Here is a 16589-nt window from a genome sequence, read left to right on the forward strand (position 1 = left end):
GGACAGCCCGCGTCAGAAGTGCTTAGTGTTTCCTGACCGTTACACCCTCATTACCCGCGGCGCGATCATCCCCGGGGTCGCGTCGCCCGCCTGGCAACCCCCGAACGTCAGGAAAGGGACGGACCTCCATGTCTCGCAGACATCGACGTATGCCCAGATACCGATCTATAGCCGCGGTGGCGCTGTTGGCCACGGGCGTGCTCGTCGCCGTCGCCGCACCCGCGCGGGCCCATGCCATCGACCCCGACGACTACCAGCAGGTGACCCTCGCCAAGGGCGTCGACGAGGTCGGCGAGCCGATGGCCCTCGCCGTCCTGCCCGACCGGTCCGTCCTGCACACCGCGCGCAACGGCACGCTGCGGCGTACCGACGCCAACGGCACCACCACCGTCGTCGGGACGATCCCCGTCTACGGCCACGACGAGGAGGGACTCCAGGGCGTCGGCGTCGACCCCGGGTTCAGCACCAACCGGCAGATCTACCTCTATTACGCGCCGCCGCTGTCCACCCCGTCCGGTGACGCCCCGGCCACCGGCTCCACCTGGACCGCCTGGCAGGGCGTCAACCGGCTCTCCCGGTACACGCTCAACGCCGACTTCAGCCTCAACACCGGCAGCAAGGTCGACGTGCTCGACGTGCCGGCCGACCGCGGGCTCTGCTGCCACGTCGGCGGCGACATCGACTTCGACGCGGCGGGCAACCTCTACCTCTCCACCGGCGACGACTCGAACCCGTTCGACTCGGCCGGGTACGCGCCGATCGACGAGCGCACCGACCGCAACCCCGGGTACGACGCGCAGCGCAGCGCCGGCAACACCAACGACCTTCGCGGCAAGGTGCTGCGGATCAAGGTGAACGCCAACGGGACGTACTCGATCCCGGCCGGCAACCTGTTCGCCCCGGGCACCGCGAAGACCCGCCCCGAGATCTACGCCATGGGCTTCCGCAACCCGTTCCGGATGAGCGTCGACAAGGCGACCGGCACCGTCTACCTCGGCGACTACGGTCCCGACGCGGGCGCCACCGACCCCAACCGCGGCCCCGGCGGGCAGGTCGAGTTCAACCGGATCACCAGCGCGGGCAACTACGGGTGGCCGTACTGCACGGGCACCAACACCACCACCGAGACGTACAACGAGTGGAACTTCGCCGCCAACAGCACCGGGCCCAAGTACGACTGCGCCGGCGGGCCGACGAACAACTCGTTCCGCAACACCGGCCTGACCAAGCTGCCCCCGGCGCGGCCGGCCTGGATCAAGTACGGCGGCGACAGCGGCACCCCGCCCGAGTTCGGCGGCGGCTCCGAGTCGCCGATGGGCGGCCCGGTCTACCGCTTCGACGCGAACCTCAACTCGCCGACCAAGTTCCCGGCCGACCTCGACGGGCACTTCTTCGCCGGCGAGCTCGGCCGCGGCTGGATCAAGCCGATCCACGTCGGCGCCGACGGCTCGGTCGGCGAGATCTCCGCGTTCCCCTGGGCCGGCAAGCAGGTCATGGACATGGCGTTCGGCCCGGACGGCGCGCTCTACGTGCTCGACTACGGCACCGGCTACTTCAACGGCGACGTCAACTCGGCGCTCTACCGCTTCGACTACCTGGCCGGCTCCAACCGGGCACCGACCGCGGTGGCGAGCGCCAACCGTACGTCGGGTCAGGCGCCGCTCGCGGTCACGTTCTCCTCGGCGGGCTCGTCCGACCCGGAGAACGGGGCGCTCACGTACTCGTGGAACTTCGGCGACGGCACGACCTCGACGGCGGCCAACCCGACGAAGACGTACACGACCAACGGCAGGTACACGGCGACCCTCACCGTGCGGGACGCCGAGGGACTGACCGGCACGGCGAGCGTCGCCATCACGGTGGGCAACACCGCGCCGACGGTCCAGATCAACAGCCCGGCCAACGGATCGCTCTTCGCGTACGGCGACACGGTCCCGTTCTCCATCACGGTCACCGACCCGGAGGACGCGTCCATCGACTGCACCAAGGTCAAGATGACGTACGTCCTGGGCCACGACAGCCACGGCCACCAGATCACGTCGCAGAACGGGTGCACCGGCTCGATCACCATCCCGGTCGACGGTGAGCACGACTCGGCGGCGAACATCTTCGCGGTCTTCGACGCCGAGTACACCGACGCCGGCGGCCTCACCACGCACACCCAGCACACCCTGCAACCCCGGCACCGCCAGGCCGAGCACTACAGGGCCTCGTCGGGCGTCGACCAGATCACCAAGACGCAGGCCGAGGGCGGCAGGACCGTCGGCAACATCGACAACGGGGACTGGGTGTCGTTCGAGCCGTACCGGCTGGACCGGGCCACCTCGTTCACCGCCCGGGTCTCCTCCGGCGGCGCCGGCGGCACGCTGCAACTCCGCATGGGCTCCCCGACCGGTACGGTCCTCGGCTCGGCCACCGTGCCGGTGACCGGCGGCTGGGAGACGTTCCGGGACGTGACCGGGACGATCAGCGGCGCCCCGGCCACCACCGGCACGCTGTATCTGACGTTCTCCGGCGGCACCGGCGGCGGCGCGTTGTTCGACGTGGACGCCTTCACGCTGAACAGCACGGCCTCCGGCGGCGCGGGCCCGATCCGCGGCCTGGCCGCCAAGTGCCTCGACGTCGCCGGCGGCGCCACCGCCGACGGCACCAAGGTCCAGCTCTACACCTGTAACAACTCCGCGGCGCAGACCTGGACGGTGACCCCGGGCGCCACCATCAAGGCGCTCGGCAAGTGCCTGGACGTGGCTGGCGGCGCCACCGCCAACGGCACCAAGGCACAGCTCTACACCTGCAACAACTCCGCGGCGCAGGTGTGGTCGGCGCAGGCGGACGGCACGATCCGCAACCCGCGGTCGGGGCGCTGCCTCGACGTCTCGCAGAACAGTTCCGCCGACGGCCAGCAGATCCACATCTGGGACTGCATCGCCGGCGCGGCCAACCAGAAGTGGGTGCTCCCATGATCGGCAAACTGCTCGCGGCTCTGCTCCTGATACCCGCCCCGGCGGGCGCCGCCCCCGCGGCGGCCGTCGCCGACGACCCGTACGACGTGCTGGTCTTCTCCCGCACGGCCGGCTTCCGGCACGACTCGATCGCCGCCGGCACCCAGGCCATCCGGGACCTGGGCGCGCAGAACGGCTTCTCGGTCACCGCGACCGAGGACCCGGCGGTGTTCACCACGGCCGGGCTGTCCTCCTACGAGGCGGTGGTCTTCCTCAACACCACCGGTGACGTGCTCAACGCGGCGCAGCAGACCGCGTTCGAGAGCTACATCCGCGGTGGCGGCGGGTACGCGGGCGTGCACGCCGCCGCCGACACCGAGTACGACTGGCCGTTCTACGGCGAGCTGGTCGGCGCCTACTTCGCGTCGCACCCGGCGATCCAGCCGGCCACCGTCGTGGTCGAGGACCGCGGGCAGGCGTCGACCGCGCACCTGCCGCAGCGGTGGAACCGTACGGACGAGTGGTACAACTACCGCACCAACCCCCGCTCGACCGCGCACGTGCTCGCCAGCCTGGACGAGAGCTCGTACTCCGGCGGCGGGATGGGCGCCGACCACCCGCACGCGTGGTGCAAGACGCTCTCCTCGGGCCGCTCGTTCTACACCGGGGGCGGGCACACCCAGGAGTCGTACGCCGACCCCGCGTTCCGCGCCCACCTGCTCGGCGGCATCCGGTACGCGGCCGGCCAGGCCAACGCCGACTGCCGTCCCGAGGTGGGATACACCGCGCTCTACAGCGGCAGCACCACCGGCTGGTCCCAGGCCGGACCCGGGTCCTTCACCAACTCCGACGCGACCCTCACCTCGACCGGCGGCATGGGCCTGTTCTGGTACAGCGCCAAGCAGTTCACGAACTACTCGCTCAAGCTGGACTGGAAGCTGGCCGGCGACGACAACTCGGGCGTCTTCATCGGCTTCCCGCCGTCGACCGACCCGTGGTCCGCGGTGGACAACGGCTACGAGATCCAGATCGACGCCACCGACGCGGCGGACCGCACCACCGGCGCGGTCTACACGTTCAAGTCGGCGGACCTGGCCGCCCGGGACGCCGCGCTGAACCCGCCCGGCGAGTGGAACACGTACGAGCTGCTCGTCGAGGGTGAGCGCCTCCAGGTGTTCCTGAACGGCCGGAAGATCAACGACTTCACCAACACCAACCCGGCCCGGTCTCTCGCCGGCCACATCGGCCTGCAGAACCACGGCGACGGCGACGACGCGGCGTTCCGCAACGTGCGGATCAAGGAGCTCGGCGGCAACCAGCCGACCGACCGCACCGGCCCGGTACGCGGCCTCGCCGGCAAGTGCCTCGACGTCAGCAACGCCGGCACCGCCGACGGCACCAAGGTCCAGCTGTGGACCTGCAACGGCAGCGCCGCGCAGAACTGGACGGTCAGCCCGGCCACCACGATCAAGGCGCTCGGCAAGTGCCTCGACGTCTCGGGCGGCGGCCGGACCAACGGCACCAAGGTGCAGCTCTGGACGTGCAACGGCAGCGGCGCCCAGACCTGGGCGGCGCAGGCCGACGGCACGATCCGCAACCCGCAGTCGGGGCGCTGCCTCGACGTCTCGCAGAACAGCTCCGCCGACGGCCAGCAGATCCACATCTGGGACTGCATCGCCGGCGCGGCCAACCAGAAGTGGGTTCTCCCGTAACTCTCAGTAGGACAGCACGCGGGTGGGCAGCGGCGTCTCGGTCACCGAGCCGTCCGCTGCCCGCTTCAGTTCGTACCCCCGCGGGCCCTCCTTGTCGGCCACGACCTCGGCCAGCCGGGTGCCGCGGTAGACGAGCCCGGCGCCGTCGTCGGTCGCGTACCCGTCGGGCAGCGTCCCGTCGCCGATCAGCTTGTGCATCATCGGCCGGCGCTGCTCCTCGGCGTCGTAGTGCACCCCGTTGCTGTACGGCAACCAGCCCAGCCCGTCGGTGAACGCCCGCAGCTCCAGCCCGTAACTGTCGGTGCTGCCCCCGGCGTGCCAGCAGATCGAACCGGCCGAGACGCCGCCGAGCACCACGCCGGCCTGCCACGCCTCGTGCAGGATCTCCTCGAGCCCGTGCACCCGCCACACCGCGCAGAGGTTCGCGACGCTGCCGCCGTTGACCCAGATGACGTCCTGATCGAGCAGGTGCGCGCGGATGTCGTCGTGGTTCGGCATCGGGAACAGTTGCAGGTGCGACGCCCGGTAATCGGTCTTGGCAAAGGCCGCGTACGTCGCGCCGATCCAGTTCTCGGGGTCCCCCACCGCCTGGTGCAGGAAGCAGAACTTGGCCGTCGGCCCCGCGTTCGCCAGCTCGGCGGCGAAGTGGTGGATCGGCCCGGGACGCAGGTCGAAGATGCCGTACCGGCCGCGCTCGTAGCCGGCGCTGGTCGCGAGAATGATGGGTTCATCGGCGGTCATCGCGCCATCATGGCGCACGACCCCCCACCCCCCGGAACGAGGTCGCGCCCCGTACGGCAGGGCCTACTTCTTCGCCGGCGGCTTCGAGGCGGTGGGCTCCGGCTCGGGCCCGGGTTCGCACGGCAGGGTGAGGTCGAGCGCGTCCAGGTCGTCCGAGCTGAGCAGGCCCAGGTGCTGGTCCAGCAGGTCCTCCTCCTCGGGCGCGGTCTCGTCGCTGCACCTCGCGCCGCGCGGGGCGGGCGCGCACTCCCAGCCGTCGCGCCCGCACCCGTCGCCGCGGCCGTCGCGGTCGGGGCCGCCGCCGTGGTGTCCGCCGCCGCCGCGCCGGGGGCCGAACGCGATGACCCGGTTCGTCGGCTCCCGGGTGACCGTCGAGTCGAGGAGCCGGCGCGCGGACTCCTGGCTCCCGGTGTACGTCACCTCGTAGTGCAGCACCCGCTCGCCGGGAACGCCTCGGGTCCGCACCTGCTTGGTGCCCGGCGGGAGCGACGGGTCGCGGACGAGCAGGGTGCGGAACGGGATGGTCTGCGTCTCCGAGACCCGTTCCGTCCGCACGGCCGGCCTCGGCGCGACGGGCGCGGCGGCGGCGACCCGGGCGGCCGGCGCGGCGGACGGTTCGCTGCGCCGCGGGGCGCGGGTGGCCGTACGGTCGGCTTCGCCCGGCCCGGACCGGTCCTCGGCCACCGTCATCCTCCGGTCCCGGACCTCGCCCGCGAGCTGCTTCGGGCGAGCGGCCGGCGGGCGGGCCGGCATGTCCAGGGGAGCGGCCACCACGGCCTCCCGCTCGACGACCGGGCGGACCGGCTCGTCGCGGGTCATGGCTGCCACTCCGCCCGCGGTGCCGGCGACCAGGGCGAGGACGCCGAGACCGGCCGTGGTCATCCGGACGCCGAACGGCAAGCGCGCCCAGAATGACTTTCGCGGCATTTCGAGTAGATGCTGCCAGGAATCACTAGATGTCTGGTTTAGCACCCCAGCATTGTGCGGGTATCCGCGCGCGGCGCCAGCGTCACCGCCGCACCCGAAAGGATGACCGTGGCCCGACCGACGGGTATGTGACACGGTCCGACCCGCTGCACTGTGTGACGAGACCGCAACCCGTAACGGATCGAGAATGGTGCGGGCACCCCACCGACATCTATTCGGGTGCTTGGCTCGACATTGGAGGCAAGATGCGCAGAACGGTCAGCATCATCGCGGCGGCAACGGTGGCTCTCGCCGGCTCGCTGATGGCCGGCGGTCCGGCCTCGGCGGCGACACCCCCGCTGCGGTTCCACGGCGCCCAGTACGACTCGCCCGGATCCGACAACCGCAGTAACACCAGCCTCAACAACGAGTGGGTCTCGCTGGTCAACAGCGGCAGCCGCGCGGTGAACCTCAACGGCTACACGATCCGCGACAAGGCGAACCACACGTACAAGTTCGGCAACGTGACGATCGCGGCGAACGGCGGGCGGCTCTGGCTGCACACCGGCAAGGGCACGAACGGCACCAAGGACCGCTACTGGGGCAGCGGCAACTACATCTGGAACAACGACGGGGACACCGCGTACCTGCGCAACGCGTCCGGTACGCAGCTCGACACCTGCTCGTGGGGTTACAAGAGCGGCCGTACCTGGATCGGCTGCTGACGGCACGGCTGCCGGGGGCGTCCGAGCCCCCGGCAGCCACCCGCCGGATCCGGGGAGGATCAGGCGGCAGCCACGGCGCGCACCGAGGCCAGCGCGGTGCTCCACGCGACGACCTGGTCCAGCGTCGTGCTGAGCGCGCCGGCCTGGTGGGCGCCCGGGGTGAACTGGCTGTAGTTGACGAAGTCGGTGGCCAGCGAGAGCGTCACCGCGGCACGGACGTCCGCCATCATGAGCTCGCCGACGACGAGGCGCAGGGACTCGATGGCCCGCGCGCCGCCGACCGAGCCGTAGCCCACGAAGCCGACCGCCTTGTTGTTCCACTCGGCGAAGAGGAAGTCGATCGCGTTCTTCAGCGCGCCCGAGGTCGAGTGGTTGTACTCCGGGGTGACCATCACGAACCCGTCGAAGGACGCGATCTTGGCGGCCCACTCGAGCGTGTGCGGCTGGGTGTACTGCGCCATCGACGGCGGGATGGCCTCGTCGAGGTGCGGAAGCTTGTAGTCGAGCAGATCCACCAGCTCGAACTCCGCGTCGGTGCGCTGCGACGCCTGCTCCAGGACCCACTTCGCGACGGCCTCGCCGTTGCGGCCGGGGCGCGTGCTGCCGAGGATGATGCCGATCTTGGTCATGGTGAGAGGCTCCGATGTGTGGTGGTCAGCATTTTTGCTTCGTCAAGCAAATACCTGTCGCCGGTCGGGTGTCAAGGCCGTACGATCAAAGTCATGTCCGCCACACCACCGCCCGTGCCGCTGAGCCGGGACGAGGAGGCGGTCATGCGCGCCATCGCCCGGCTGATGCTCGTCCTGCCCCGCATGCTCGACGCCGACCTCGTGCACGACCAGCGGATGCCGATGAGCGAGTACGCCACGCTCCGCACCCTGTCCGAGGCACCGGGCCGGATCATGCGGATGAGCGAGCTCGCCACCGCCTGCTTCATGTCCCTGAGCGGGATGACCCGGCTCGCCGCCAAGCTCGAATCCGTCGGCTACCTGGCGCGCCTGCCGTGCGAGAGCGACGGCCGCGGCTTCAACGCGGTGCTCACCGACGCCGGCCTGGCCCGCCTCCAGGAGGCCTGGCCGAGTCACCTCGCCAGCGTCCGCCGGCGCATCTTCGACCACCTCGGCGACGTCGACCTTCCGCAGTTCGCGGCCGTGCTCACCGCGATGACGGCTCCCGTCGGCCCCGCGTGCGACAGTGCGGGATGTGACGCATGACCGTTTCCCCGCCTTCGCGCCCGGCAGCACCGTCGTCCGCCGCTTCCTGCACCCCGACCGCCGGATAGCCTCCGCCCAGGCCGCCCACGTCGTCGCCGACGACGAGCGCGGCCTGCTCCTGTGGTGCGACATCGGCTCGGCCACGATGCGGCGCACGGACCTTTCGGGTACGCCCACCCGAGACCTCCCGGTGGCCCGCGAGCTGGCGATGCCCACGATGCTGGCTCCTTCCGTACGCGAGAACTTCCGGTCCCTGACGCTCCTGCCCCCGGAGGCGGGCCACGCGGTCTCGTGGAGCTGGCTCGCCGACGGCACCTTCGCGGGCTGGTACGTGAACCTCGAATCCCCCGCCCGGCGCTGGAGCGGCGGCGTCGACTCCCACGACCACACCCTCGACCTGCTCGTGACCGCCGACCGCCGGCGGCTCTGGAAGGACGAGGACGACTTCGCCACCGCGTACGCCGGGGCCACCGCGCACGACATCCGGGCCGAGGGCGAGCGGGTCGCGAAGCTCGCCGACGCCGCGGAGTTCCCGTTCGACGGCTCCTGGCTCGACTTCACCCGCGACTGGGGACCGGCCGCCCTCCCGGCGACGTGGGACGTACCGGCTTGACGTATGCCCTTATGGGTATACGATTGCCGCCATGGCACGAGCGGCAACCACGACGGACGCGTTCAACGCGGTGGCCGAGCCCCGGCGGCGGCAGATCCTCGACCTTCTCGCGGCGGGCGAACGGCCCGTCAACGACCTCGTCGAGCTGCTCGGCCTGGCCCAGCCCCAGGTCAGCAAGCACCTGCGCGTCCTGCGCGAGGTCGACCTGGTGCACGTCCGCGACGACGGACGCCGGCGGATGTACCGCCTCAACGCCGAACCGCTGCGATCCATCCACGACTGGCTCCGCAAGTACGAGCAGACCTGGAACGCACGGTTCGACCTGCTCGACGACGTACTCGACGACCTCAAGAAGGACGACCTCAAGGAAGCGGAGACACCCGATGGCGACGACTAAGGGCACGGCGAAGGTCACCCTCCCCACCGACACCCAGATCCTCATCACCCGCGAGTTCGACGCACCCGCCCGGCTGGTGTGGCGCGCGTACACCGAACCGGAGCTGATCAAGCGCTGGTGGGCGGGCGAAAAGGGCACGGTCACCAGCGTCGAAGTCGACCTCCGCGTCGGCGGCGGCTGGCGCTACGTGATGGAGGCCAACGGCGGCTTCGAGGTCGCCTTCCACGGCGAATACCGGGAGATCGACGAGCCGCGGCGGCTGGTCAACACGGAGGCGTACGAGGGCATTCCGGACCCCGACGGCAACGCCGCCCTGGTCACGCTCACCCTGACCGAGCAGGACGGACGCACCACCATGGAGATGCTCAGCGAGCACCGCGACCGCGCCGGCCGCGACTCGGTCATCGAATCGGGCATGGAGGGCGGCATGCAGGAGTCGATGGACGCGCTCGAGCAGGTGGCCGCCGCCCTGATGTGATCATCATGGGGTGACACGCTTCGGGGACCGCGCCGCCCACCTGACCTCCGAGCTCCTCGCCCCCGCGGTGCTGGTGGCCGGCCTCATGCTCGTGGTCGGCTGGCACGCCGGCGACACGCCCGGAGTCTCCCGCTGGTGGGGACTGCCGGGCGCGTTGTTCGCCGCCGGCATCCCCCTCGCGTACGTCCTCCGCGGCGTCCGCACCGGCCGCCTGACCAGCCACCACATCCCGGAACGCGAACACCGCCGCGTACCCCTGCTCTTCGGCATCGCCTCGGTGACGGCCGGCCTGCTGGCCCTGCTCGCCCTGGGCGCTCCCCGCGACATCCTCGCCCTCCTCGCCGCGGGCGGCGTTGGCCTGATCATCTTCACCGCGGTCACCCACTGGTGGAAAATGTCCATCCACGCCGGAGTCGCGGCGGGCACCACAGCGACCCTGACCGCCCTCTACGGCCCGGTCGCCCTCCTCGGCATCCCCCTGGTCCTGCTGGCCTGCTGGGCCCGGGTCCGCCTCTCCGCCCACACCCCCGCCCAGGTCCTCACCGGCGCAACGGTCGGCGCCCTGATCGCCGCAACGGTCTTCCCCGCCCTCCGCTGACCACCCGAGCAGCCCGGCTGCACTAGTCTGGCCGTGCTCCGACGGCTGAAGGGCTGGTACGACCATGAGCGAGCCGAGCGGCGCCATCACCTACCTGCTCATCGACGGCGAGAACATCGACTCGACGCTCGGGCAGCAGATTCTCGAGCGGCGGCCCAACTCGGACGAGCGGCCGCGGTGGGAGCGGCTGCGGTCGTTCGCCGCCGAGGAGTGGTCGCAGCCCGTGAAGGCGCTGTTCTTTCTGAACGCGTCGTCGGGGCAGTTGCCGACGCCGTTCATCCGGGCGTTGCAGTCCATGGACTACCGGCCGATCCCGCTGTCCGGCACGCCCGGCCAGAAGGTGGTCGACATCGGCATCCAGCGCACCCTGGACGCCATCGGGCGGCGGCGTGGGGATGTGCTGCTGGCCAGCCACGACGGCGATTTTCTGCCGCACCTCTCCCGGCTGCTGGAGGACGACGACCGGCGGGTGGGGGTGGTCGGGTTTCCCGAGTTCTTCAACGCCGGGTTCGCCGCCATGGCCGAGGACGGGCTGGAGCTCTTCGACCTGGAAACCGACGCGCACTGTTTCACGAGCGTGCTTCCGCGCGTACGGATCATGCCGGTCGATTCTTTTGATCCGGAAGCGTTCCTATAGGAACGTCGCACGGATCATGCCGACCAGGGTGTCGGTGAGGTCCGCGGCGGTCACGCCGCCCCATTTGGGGTCGGCGAGCAGGCCGCTCGCCTCCATGCCGGCGATCCCGTTCGCGCTGCTGATCAGCAGGGCCGCGTAGCGCCGGGCCTCCTGCTCGCCGACCAGGTCGGCGACGACGGCGAGGAACTCGGTCTGGCTGCGCTGGGCGGCGCGGGCGAGCGCCGTGGGGTCGCCGGGCGGGTTGCTGAACATGAGCTTGTAGAGGTGCGGCTGCCGGCGGCCGATGTCGATGAGCGTGCTGAGTCCGCCGCGTACCTTCTCGGCCGGTGACAGCCCGGAGTCCGCGCGCAGGGCCTGCATCCGCTGTCCGAGCATCTCCCACGCCTGGGTGCCGACGGCGATGAGCAGGCTTTCCTTGTCGGGGAAGTGCCGGTAGGGCGCTCCCCGGGTCACCCCCGCGCGCGCCCCCACGGCGCGCAGGGTCACGGCGTCGAGGCCGCCGGAATCGAGCAGGTCGGCCGCCGCGGCGAGCAGGGCGCGACGCGTGGCGGCGGCTGATTCGACGCGGCTGATCACGGGTCCCATCCTAGCCCGCTTGCGATGACTAAGTCACTCGGAACAGTTGACAGCGTCATCTCAACGGCGCACACTCGAGAGATGACAACGTCATCTGAAACTCGCGACCTCGTGGTCGTCACCGGAGCCTCCACCGGCATGGGCGCGGCCACCGCGCGGGAGCTGGCCCATCGGGGGTTCCACGTCCTCGCCGGCGTACGGCGCGACTCCGACGGCGCCGCGCTGCGGTCCGCGCACATCGAGCCGGTCATCCTCGACATCACCGACCCGGACCACGTCGCCGCGCTCGCCGCCCGGGTCACCCGGGACCCCCGGCCGCTGCGGGCGCTGGTCAACAACGCCGGCGTCGCGGGCGCCGGCCCGATCGAGGCGACCCCGCTCAGCGCCTGGCGGCACATCTTCGAGGTGAACCTCTTCGGCCACGTCGCCGTCACCCAGGCGCTGCTGCCCGCGCTCGTCCGCAGCAAGGGCCGCGTCGTCAACATCAGCTCGCTCAACGGCAAGGTCTCCATGGCCGGCTACGGGCCGTACGCCGCCAGCAAGTTCGCGCTCGAGGCGATGAGCGACGCGCTGCGCAACGAGCTGGCGCCCCACGGCGTACGGGTGGTGGTCGTCGAGCCCGGCGGCGTCCGGACCGAGATGTCCCGCACCGGCCTCACCGCCCTCAGCCGTCTCGACGCGGCGATGACCCCCGAGCTGAACGCCCGCTACGGCGACCTGATGTCCGCCATCCCGTCGCACGTGGCGGCGTTCACCAAGGCCGGCGTGACCGCCGAGGTCGCCGCGAAGAAGATCGCCAGGGCGGTCACCGACGGCCGGCCGCGCACCCGCTACGTCATCGGGGCGACGGCCGCCTTCCTCATCCGGGCCTCGCGCGTCCTGCCCGACCGGGTCTTCGACCGGATGACGACCTCCGATCTCCGCAAGCACTACCCGGCCGGCGCCCGGGGGCGTACGACCGCGGCCCACACCGGCTGACCCCGTCCACGACGAATCAGGAGTAAAGATGTCGACCCTCACCCCCACCCGGCTCCACGAGTCGATCGACCCGTCCACCGGCGAGGTCATCGGGTCCTACGTCTCGGCCGGCCGTGCCGAGGCGGAGGCCGCGATCGCCGCGGCCCGCACCGCGTTCGACACCACCGGCTGGTCACGCGATCCGTCCCGGCGCTCGCGGGCACTGCACGAACTGGCCGACCGGCTGGCGGAGCGGACACCCGCCATCGCCCGGATGCTGGCCCGGGAGAACGGCAAGCTCCTCGCCCAGACGATGTGGGAACTGCACACCGCCGTGGAATGGCTGCGCTACAGCGCCGCGTCGGCCCTCGTGCACATCGCCGGGCGCGCCGCCGAACCCGCGCCCGGCTCCTACTACCACTCGGCGCCCGAGGCGGCCGGCGTCGCCGGCATCATCGTCCCGTGGAACTCCCCGGTGGTGCTGCTCGTCCGCGCCCTGGGCCCGGCCCTCGGCGCCGGCTGCACCACCGTGGTCAAGATGCCCGGCCAGACCGCGCTGACCAACGCGCTCTTCGCCGAGGCCGTGGCCGCCACGCCGTCGCTGCCGGCCGGCGTCGTCACCATCCTCACCGAGGCCGGCAACGAGGTGGCCCCGCTGCTGGTCACCTCCCCCGACGTCGACGTGATCAGCTACACCGGCAGCACCCGCGTCGGGCGGGCCATCGCCGCCGAGGCCGCCCCGACGCTCAAACGGCTCGGCCTCGAACTCGGCGGCAAGACCCCGCTGATCGTCTTCGACGACGCCGACCTGGACACCGTGGTCCCCACGCTCGTGGCGAGCAGCATCCTGATGAACGGCGAGTTCTGCTGCACCGGCTCGCGGATCCTCGCCCAGCGCGGCATCGCCGGCGAACTCCGCGGCCGGCTCGCGGCGGCGCTGGAGAAGGTCAAGGTCGGTCCCGCCCTCGACCCCACCAGCGACCTGGGCCCGCTCATCGACAAGGCCGGCGTCGCCAGGGTCGACCGCCTCGTCGAGGAGGCCGCGGCGTACGGCGAGATCATCGTCCGGGGAGGCCCGGTCACCGACCCCGACCTGGCCGGCGGCGCGTTCTTCCGGCCCGCCCTGATCGAGGTGGACCGGGTCGACGTCCCCCTCGTCCAGGAGGAGATCTTCGGGCCGGTCCAGACCTTCGAGGTCTTCGCCGACGACACCGAGGCGATCCGGCGGGCGAACGCCACCGAGTTCGGCCTGGCCGCCTCCGTGTTCACGCGCGACGACCTGCGGGCCCGCCGCGTCGCCCGCGAGCTGCGCTTCGGCGGCGTCTGGTTCAACACCTGGGGCTCGATGTCCGAGCATTTCGAGCAGGGCGGCATGAAGCAGAGCGGCTACGGCACCCTGTGCGGGCCGTCCGCCATGAGCGAGTTTCAGTACCTCAAGACGTACGGCAGCATGGCACCGCGGCCGGCCTAGGCGGGCTGTCCGGTCCGCACGACGCTCGCGTCCCGGGCGCGGCGGGGCGCGACCCGCGCGGCGATCAGCACGGTGACGACCCCGAGGAGGGTGGTGAAGGTGAACGGGCCCAGGAACGGTGCCATGCCGAACAGCAGGCCCGCGACCGCCAGCGAGCCGCTTCCGCCCACCGCGTCCGTGATGCTCTTCGCCGCCGTGTTGAAGCCTTCCGTGCCCGGGGCCGAGTAGGCCAGGACCAGCGTGCTGATCAGTGGATACAGCGTGCCCATCCCGGCGCCGGCCGCGAACCAGCCGGCGGCGGCCACCGCGGGGTGCAGGCGCAGCCACGCCGTCCCGAGTTCCACCGCGGCGCCGCCGGTCAGCAGCGTCGCGCCGACGCGCAGCCAGACGCCCGGGTCGGCCCGGTCACCCAGCCGGGCCTGGACCGCGGAGCCGAGCGCCCAGGCGAGCGCGCCCGCGGTCAGGGTGATGCCGGAGAGCCAGGTGGGCAGGCCGTAGCGGTCGTGCAGCAGGAGGGGGAGGTAGACCTCCGTACCGATGAACACACCCCCGGCGGTGCCGCAGACCGCGACCGCCGCCGGCAGGCCGGGCCGCAGCCGGTACGTGCCGGGCGGCACCAGGCGGCGCAGGGCCACCGCGATCACGGCGAGGGCGACCGGCGCCAGCAGCCACGCCCGGGCGGGGTCGACGTCGCCGAGGGAGCTGAGCACGACCGCGCTGATGGCGACGACCGCGGCCTGAGCGATGCGGCGCAGGTCCCCGGGGAGCGGCTCCCCGGCGCCGGGATGATCGCGCCCGCGCAGGGCCGGGAGCATCAGCGCGGTCGCCGCCGCGACCAGGGCGAGGACCCCGAGGAAGACCCAGTGCCAGCTGAACGCGTCGGCCACCAGGCCCGCGACGAACGGCCCGACCATCGACGGTACGACCCACGCCGTCGCGAACGCACTGAAGATCTTGATGTGCAGGTCGGCCGGGTAGACCGCCGCGACCAGCACGTACAGGGCGACCGTCTCGCCGCCACCGCCCAGCCCCTGCAACAGGCGGCCGGCGACGAAGACCGGCATCGAGGTGGCCGTACCGGCGAGGACCAGGCCGGCACTGAAGATCAAGATCGCGACGAGCAGGGGTACGGCCGGTCCGCGCCGATCGGACCACGACCCGAACGCCACCATCCCGACGACACCGGCGGCCAGCGCCGACGAGAAGGCGAGGGCGTACAACTCGCGCCCGTCCAGGTCGGCAGTCACCGCCGGCATGATCGTGGTGACCGCCAACGACTCGAAGGCGGCGAGGAAGACGGAACTCCACGCGCCGACGGTGGTCAGCGCGTAGGGCCGCCGCAGAATTCCGCTCACCGCCGCAACCTAGAACGTCAACCCCGCTTCAAGTCAAAGACGCCGGCCCGCATCGTACGCACGGATCAGCCCCCGAGGCGCGGCCGCCGCAAACGAGATCAGCCCCATCCGTACGCCCAGAGCCCGATGCGGATGCGGATGCCCGGCCCGTTCCAGCGAGCCCAGCCACCGCTTCTCCAGCCGCCGAGCCCCGATCATGGTCACCACGGAGACGGCCACCCCCACCCCGCCGGCGATGAGCCGCCCCCTGCTGACGGGCCGCACCTCCCCCTGCCCCTCGCCGGCGCCGTCTTCCACCTCGACGCCGTTCCCGGCCTGGGTCTTGGCATCCGGCCCGGCCCCGGCGCCGGACCCACCCTTGGCACCCGGCCCGGCCTCGACGCCGGGCGCGGCCGTGAGAGCCGGACGACGTGCGGGTTCCTCGGGAAAGGCCCAATCCCGGATCGACGCGATCCCGGAGAGCGTGACGACCGCCCCGGCCCGGCTCAACCTCCGCTTGGCCGGCGGCAACTCCCCCGCCGCCACCCACACCCCGGTCAACAACCCCTGCAGTGCCGCCGCCCCGACCGCTCGCGCATAGGAATTCATGCCCCCGACCGTACGAAAAGCGATCTACCCACCCGCCACCCAGCGGAACGCGACAGACCGGAGCCGCCGTCACCGAGTGCTACCGTGACGGCATGACTGCGGTGCCCGAGTGGATGCGGCCACCCCGCCTTGAAGGCTGGTTTGCCGAGGACCTCGACCATCTCCCCGATGCCCCCCGTCACACCGAGCTGATCGATGGAGCACTCGTCTTCATGATGTCCCCCCAGCGATCCTGGCACGCGCGGACCGTCACAGCGTTGGTGGTTGCCCTGTCGGAACAGGCGCCGGCGAAGATCGAGGTGGAGCGGGAAATGACGATCCGGCTCGACGACCGGAATCGCCCCGAGCCAGATGCCCTCGTCGCAACCGCACCCTACGATCCCGATCGCACGTTTTACACGCCCGATCAGGTGCTCTTGGTCGTGGAGGTGGTCTCGCCGGAGTCGGCGCACCGTGACCGTAACGTCAAGCTGCGCAAGTACGCGGAGGCCGGCATCGCGAACTACTGGCGCGTCGAGGACGAGAACGGATCTCCGGTCGTCCACGCCTACGAACTCGACGCACCCACCCGTTCGTACGTGCCGACCGGGATCCACCGTCACGAACTGCGCACCACGACACCCTTCACGATCAAGCTCGACCTGGACGGGCTGGTGCCCGGCCGCAGGGACTGATCCGA

The 16589-nt window shown here is 71.4% G+C and carries 18 protein-coding genes; 12 read left to right on the forward strand and 6 right to left on the reverse strand.

What is annotated here, in order from left to right:
- The first annotated feature begins 128 nt into the window (after positions 1–128).
- The gene (locus CLV70_RS18200; protein ID WP_106127724.1) at positions 129–2963 is read left to right on the forward strand and encodes a PQQ-dependent sugar dehydrogenase; all 2835 of its coding nucleotides are present in this window, start codon (positions 129–131) and stop codon (positions 2961–2963) included.
- Positions 2960–4654: a ThuA domain-containing protein gene (locus CLV70_RS18205; RefSeq protein ID WP_106127725.1), complete on the forward strand. Its 1695-nt coding sequence runs from the start codon at positions 2960–2962 to the stop codon at positions 4652–4654. The genes CLV70_RS18200 and CLV70_RS18205 overlap by 4 nt, the downstream gene beginning before the upstream one ends.
- Positions 4655–4657: 3 nt before the next feature.
- Here the strand turns inward: CLV70_RS18205 and CLV70_RS18210 are convergent, their stop codons facing one another.
- Both CLV70_RS18210 and CLV70_RS18215 read right to left on the reverse strand, forming a co-directional pair.
- On the reverse strand, positions 4658–5395 hold the full coding sequence (locus tag CLV70_RS18210; protein WP_106127726.1) for a Type 1 glutamine amidotransferase-like domain-containing protein: 738 nt from the start codon (positions 5393–5395) through the stop codon (positions 4658–4660).
- A gap of 63 nt (positions 5396–5458) precedes the next feature.
- Entirely contained in the window at positions 5459–6295 is an 837-nt protein-coding gene (locus CLV70_RS18215) for a G5 domain-containing protein (protein WP_106127727.1), read from the reverse strand.
- 272 nt (positions 6296–6567) lie between these two features.
- On the opposite strand from CLV70_RS18215, the gene CLV70_RS18220 reads away from it, so the two are divergent.
- Positions 6568–7026: a lamin tail domain-containing protein gene (locus CLV70_RS18220; protein ID WP_106127728.1), complete on the forward strand. Its 459-nt coding sequence runs from the start codon at positions 6568–6570 to the stop codon at positions 7024–7026.
- 59 nt (positions 7027–7085) lie between these two features.
- Here CLV70_RS18220 and CLV70_RS18225 read toward each other — a convergent pair whose 3' ends face one another.
- On the reverse strand, positions 7086–7655 hold the full coding sequence (locus tag CLV70_RS18225; protein WP_106127729.1) for an NADPH-dependent FMN reductase: 570 nt from the start codon (positions 7653–7655) through the stop codon (positions 7086–7088).
- A gap of 93 nt (positions 7656–7748) precedes the next feature.
- Here CLV70_RS18225 and CLV70_RS18230 point away from each other — a divergent pair, with 93 nt between their 5' ends.
- The 6 genes from CLV70_RS18230 (at position 7749) to CLV70_RS18255 (ending at position 10963) form a co-directional block, all read left to right on the forward strand.
- The gene (locus tag CLV70_RS18230; RefSeq protein ID WP_106127730.1) at positions 7749–8240 is read left to right on the forward strand and encodes a MarR family winged helix-turn-helix transcriptional regulator; all 492 of its coding nucleotides are present in this window, start codon (positions 7749–7751) and stop codon (positions 8238–8240) included.
- Positions 8230–8853 carry a ribonuclease FAU-1 family protein gene (locus CLV70_RS18235; protein ID WP_106127731.1) on the forward strand — a complete coding sequence of 208 codons (624 nt, stop codon included), beginning with the start codon at positions 8230–8232 and terminating at the stop codon, positions 8851–8853. Before CLV70_RS18230 ends, CLV70_RS18235 begins: the two co-directional genes overlap by 11 nt.
- A 31-nt stretch (positions 8854–8884) precedes the next feature.
- Positions 8885–9250, forward strand: a complete 366-nt coding sequence (locus tag CLV70_RS18240; RefSeq protein WP_106127732.1) for an ArsR/SmtB family transcription factor — start codon at positions 8885–8887, stop codon at positions 9248–9250.
- Positions 9237–9728, forward strand: a complete 492-nt coding sequence (locus tag CLV70_RS18245) for an SRPBCC family protein (RefSeq protein WP_106127733.1) — start codon at positions 9237–9239, stop codon at positions 9726–9728. The genes CLV70_RS18240 and CLV70_RS18245 overlap by 14 nt, the downstream gene beginning before the upstream one ends.
- Positions 9729–9738: 10 nt before the next feature.
- Complete coding sequence (locus CLV70_RS39705; RefSeq protein ID WP_158277777.1) at positions 9739–10326, forward strand: phosphoesterase PA-phosphatase; 588 nt, start codon at positions 9739–9741, stop codon at positions 10324–10326.
- A gap of 64 nt (positions 10327–10390) precedes the next feature.
- Positions 10391–10963, forward strand: a complete 573-nt coding sequence (locus tag CLV70_RS18255) for an NYN domain-containing protein (RefSeq protein WP_106127734.1) — start codon at positions 10391–10393, stop codon at positions 10961–10963.
- Here the strand turns inward: CLV70_RS18255 and CLV70_RS18260 are convergent.
- Entirely contained in the window at positions 10958–11539 is a 582-nt protein-coding gene (locus CLV70_RS18260) for a TetR/AcrR family transcriptional regulator (protein ID WP_106127735.1), read from the reverse strand. The two genes, CLV70_RS18255 and CLV70_RS18260, sit on opposite strands and share 6 nt — an antisense overlap.
- An 81-nt stretch (positions 11540–11620) precedes the next feature.
- On the opposite strand from CLV70_RS18260, the gene CLV70_RS18265 reads away from it, so the two are divergent.
- A complete protein-coding gene (locus CLV70_RS18265) occupies positions 11621–12517 on the forward strand; it encodes an SDR family oxidoreductase (RefSeq protein WP_106127736.1) in 897 nt (298 codons plus the stop codon).
- A gap of 28 nt (positions 12518–12545) precedes the next feature.
- The gene (locus CLV70_RS18270; RefSeq protein WP_106127737.1) at positions 12546–13967 is read left to right on the forward strand and encodes an aldehyde dehydrogenase family protein; all 1422 of its coding nucleotides are present in this window, start codon (positions 12546–12548) and stop codon (positions 13965–13967) included.
- On the opposite strand, the gene CLV70_RS18275 is transcribed toward CLV70_RS18270, so the two are convergent.
- Positions 13964–15322, reverse strand: a complete 1359-nt coding sequence (locus tag CLV70_RS18275; RefSeq protein ID WP_106127738.1) for an MFS transporter — start codon at positions 15320–15322, stop codon at positions 13964–13966. The two genes, CLV70_RS18270 and CLV70_RS18275, sit on opposite strands and share 4 nt — an antisense overlap.
- Positions 15323–15355: 33 nt before the next feature.
- Positions 15356–15910 (reverse strand): hypothetical protein, encoded by a 555-nt coding sequence (locus CLV70_RS18280; RefSeq protein WP_106127739.1) that lies wholly within the window; start codon positions 15908–15910, stop codon positions 15356–15358.
- A 92-nt stretch (positions 15911–16002) separates the two neighbouring features.
- Between CLV70_RS18280 and CLV70_RS18285 the strand changes: the two genes are divergently transcribed.
- Positions 16003–16584 (forward strand): Uma2 family endonuclease, encoded by a 582-nt coding sequence (locus tag CLV70_RS18285; protein ID WP_106127740.1) that lies wholly within the window; start codon positions 16003–16005, stop codon positions 16582–16584.
- Positions 16585–16589 lie beyond the last annotated feature (5 nt).

It is taken from the genome of Pseudosporangium ferrugineum (assembly GCF_003002065.1).
Lineage (GTDB): Bacteria > Actinomycetota > Actinomycetes > Mycobacteriales > Micromonosporaceae > Actinoplanes > Actinoplanes ferrugineus_A.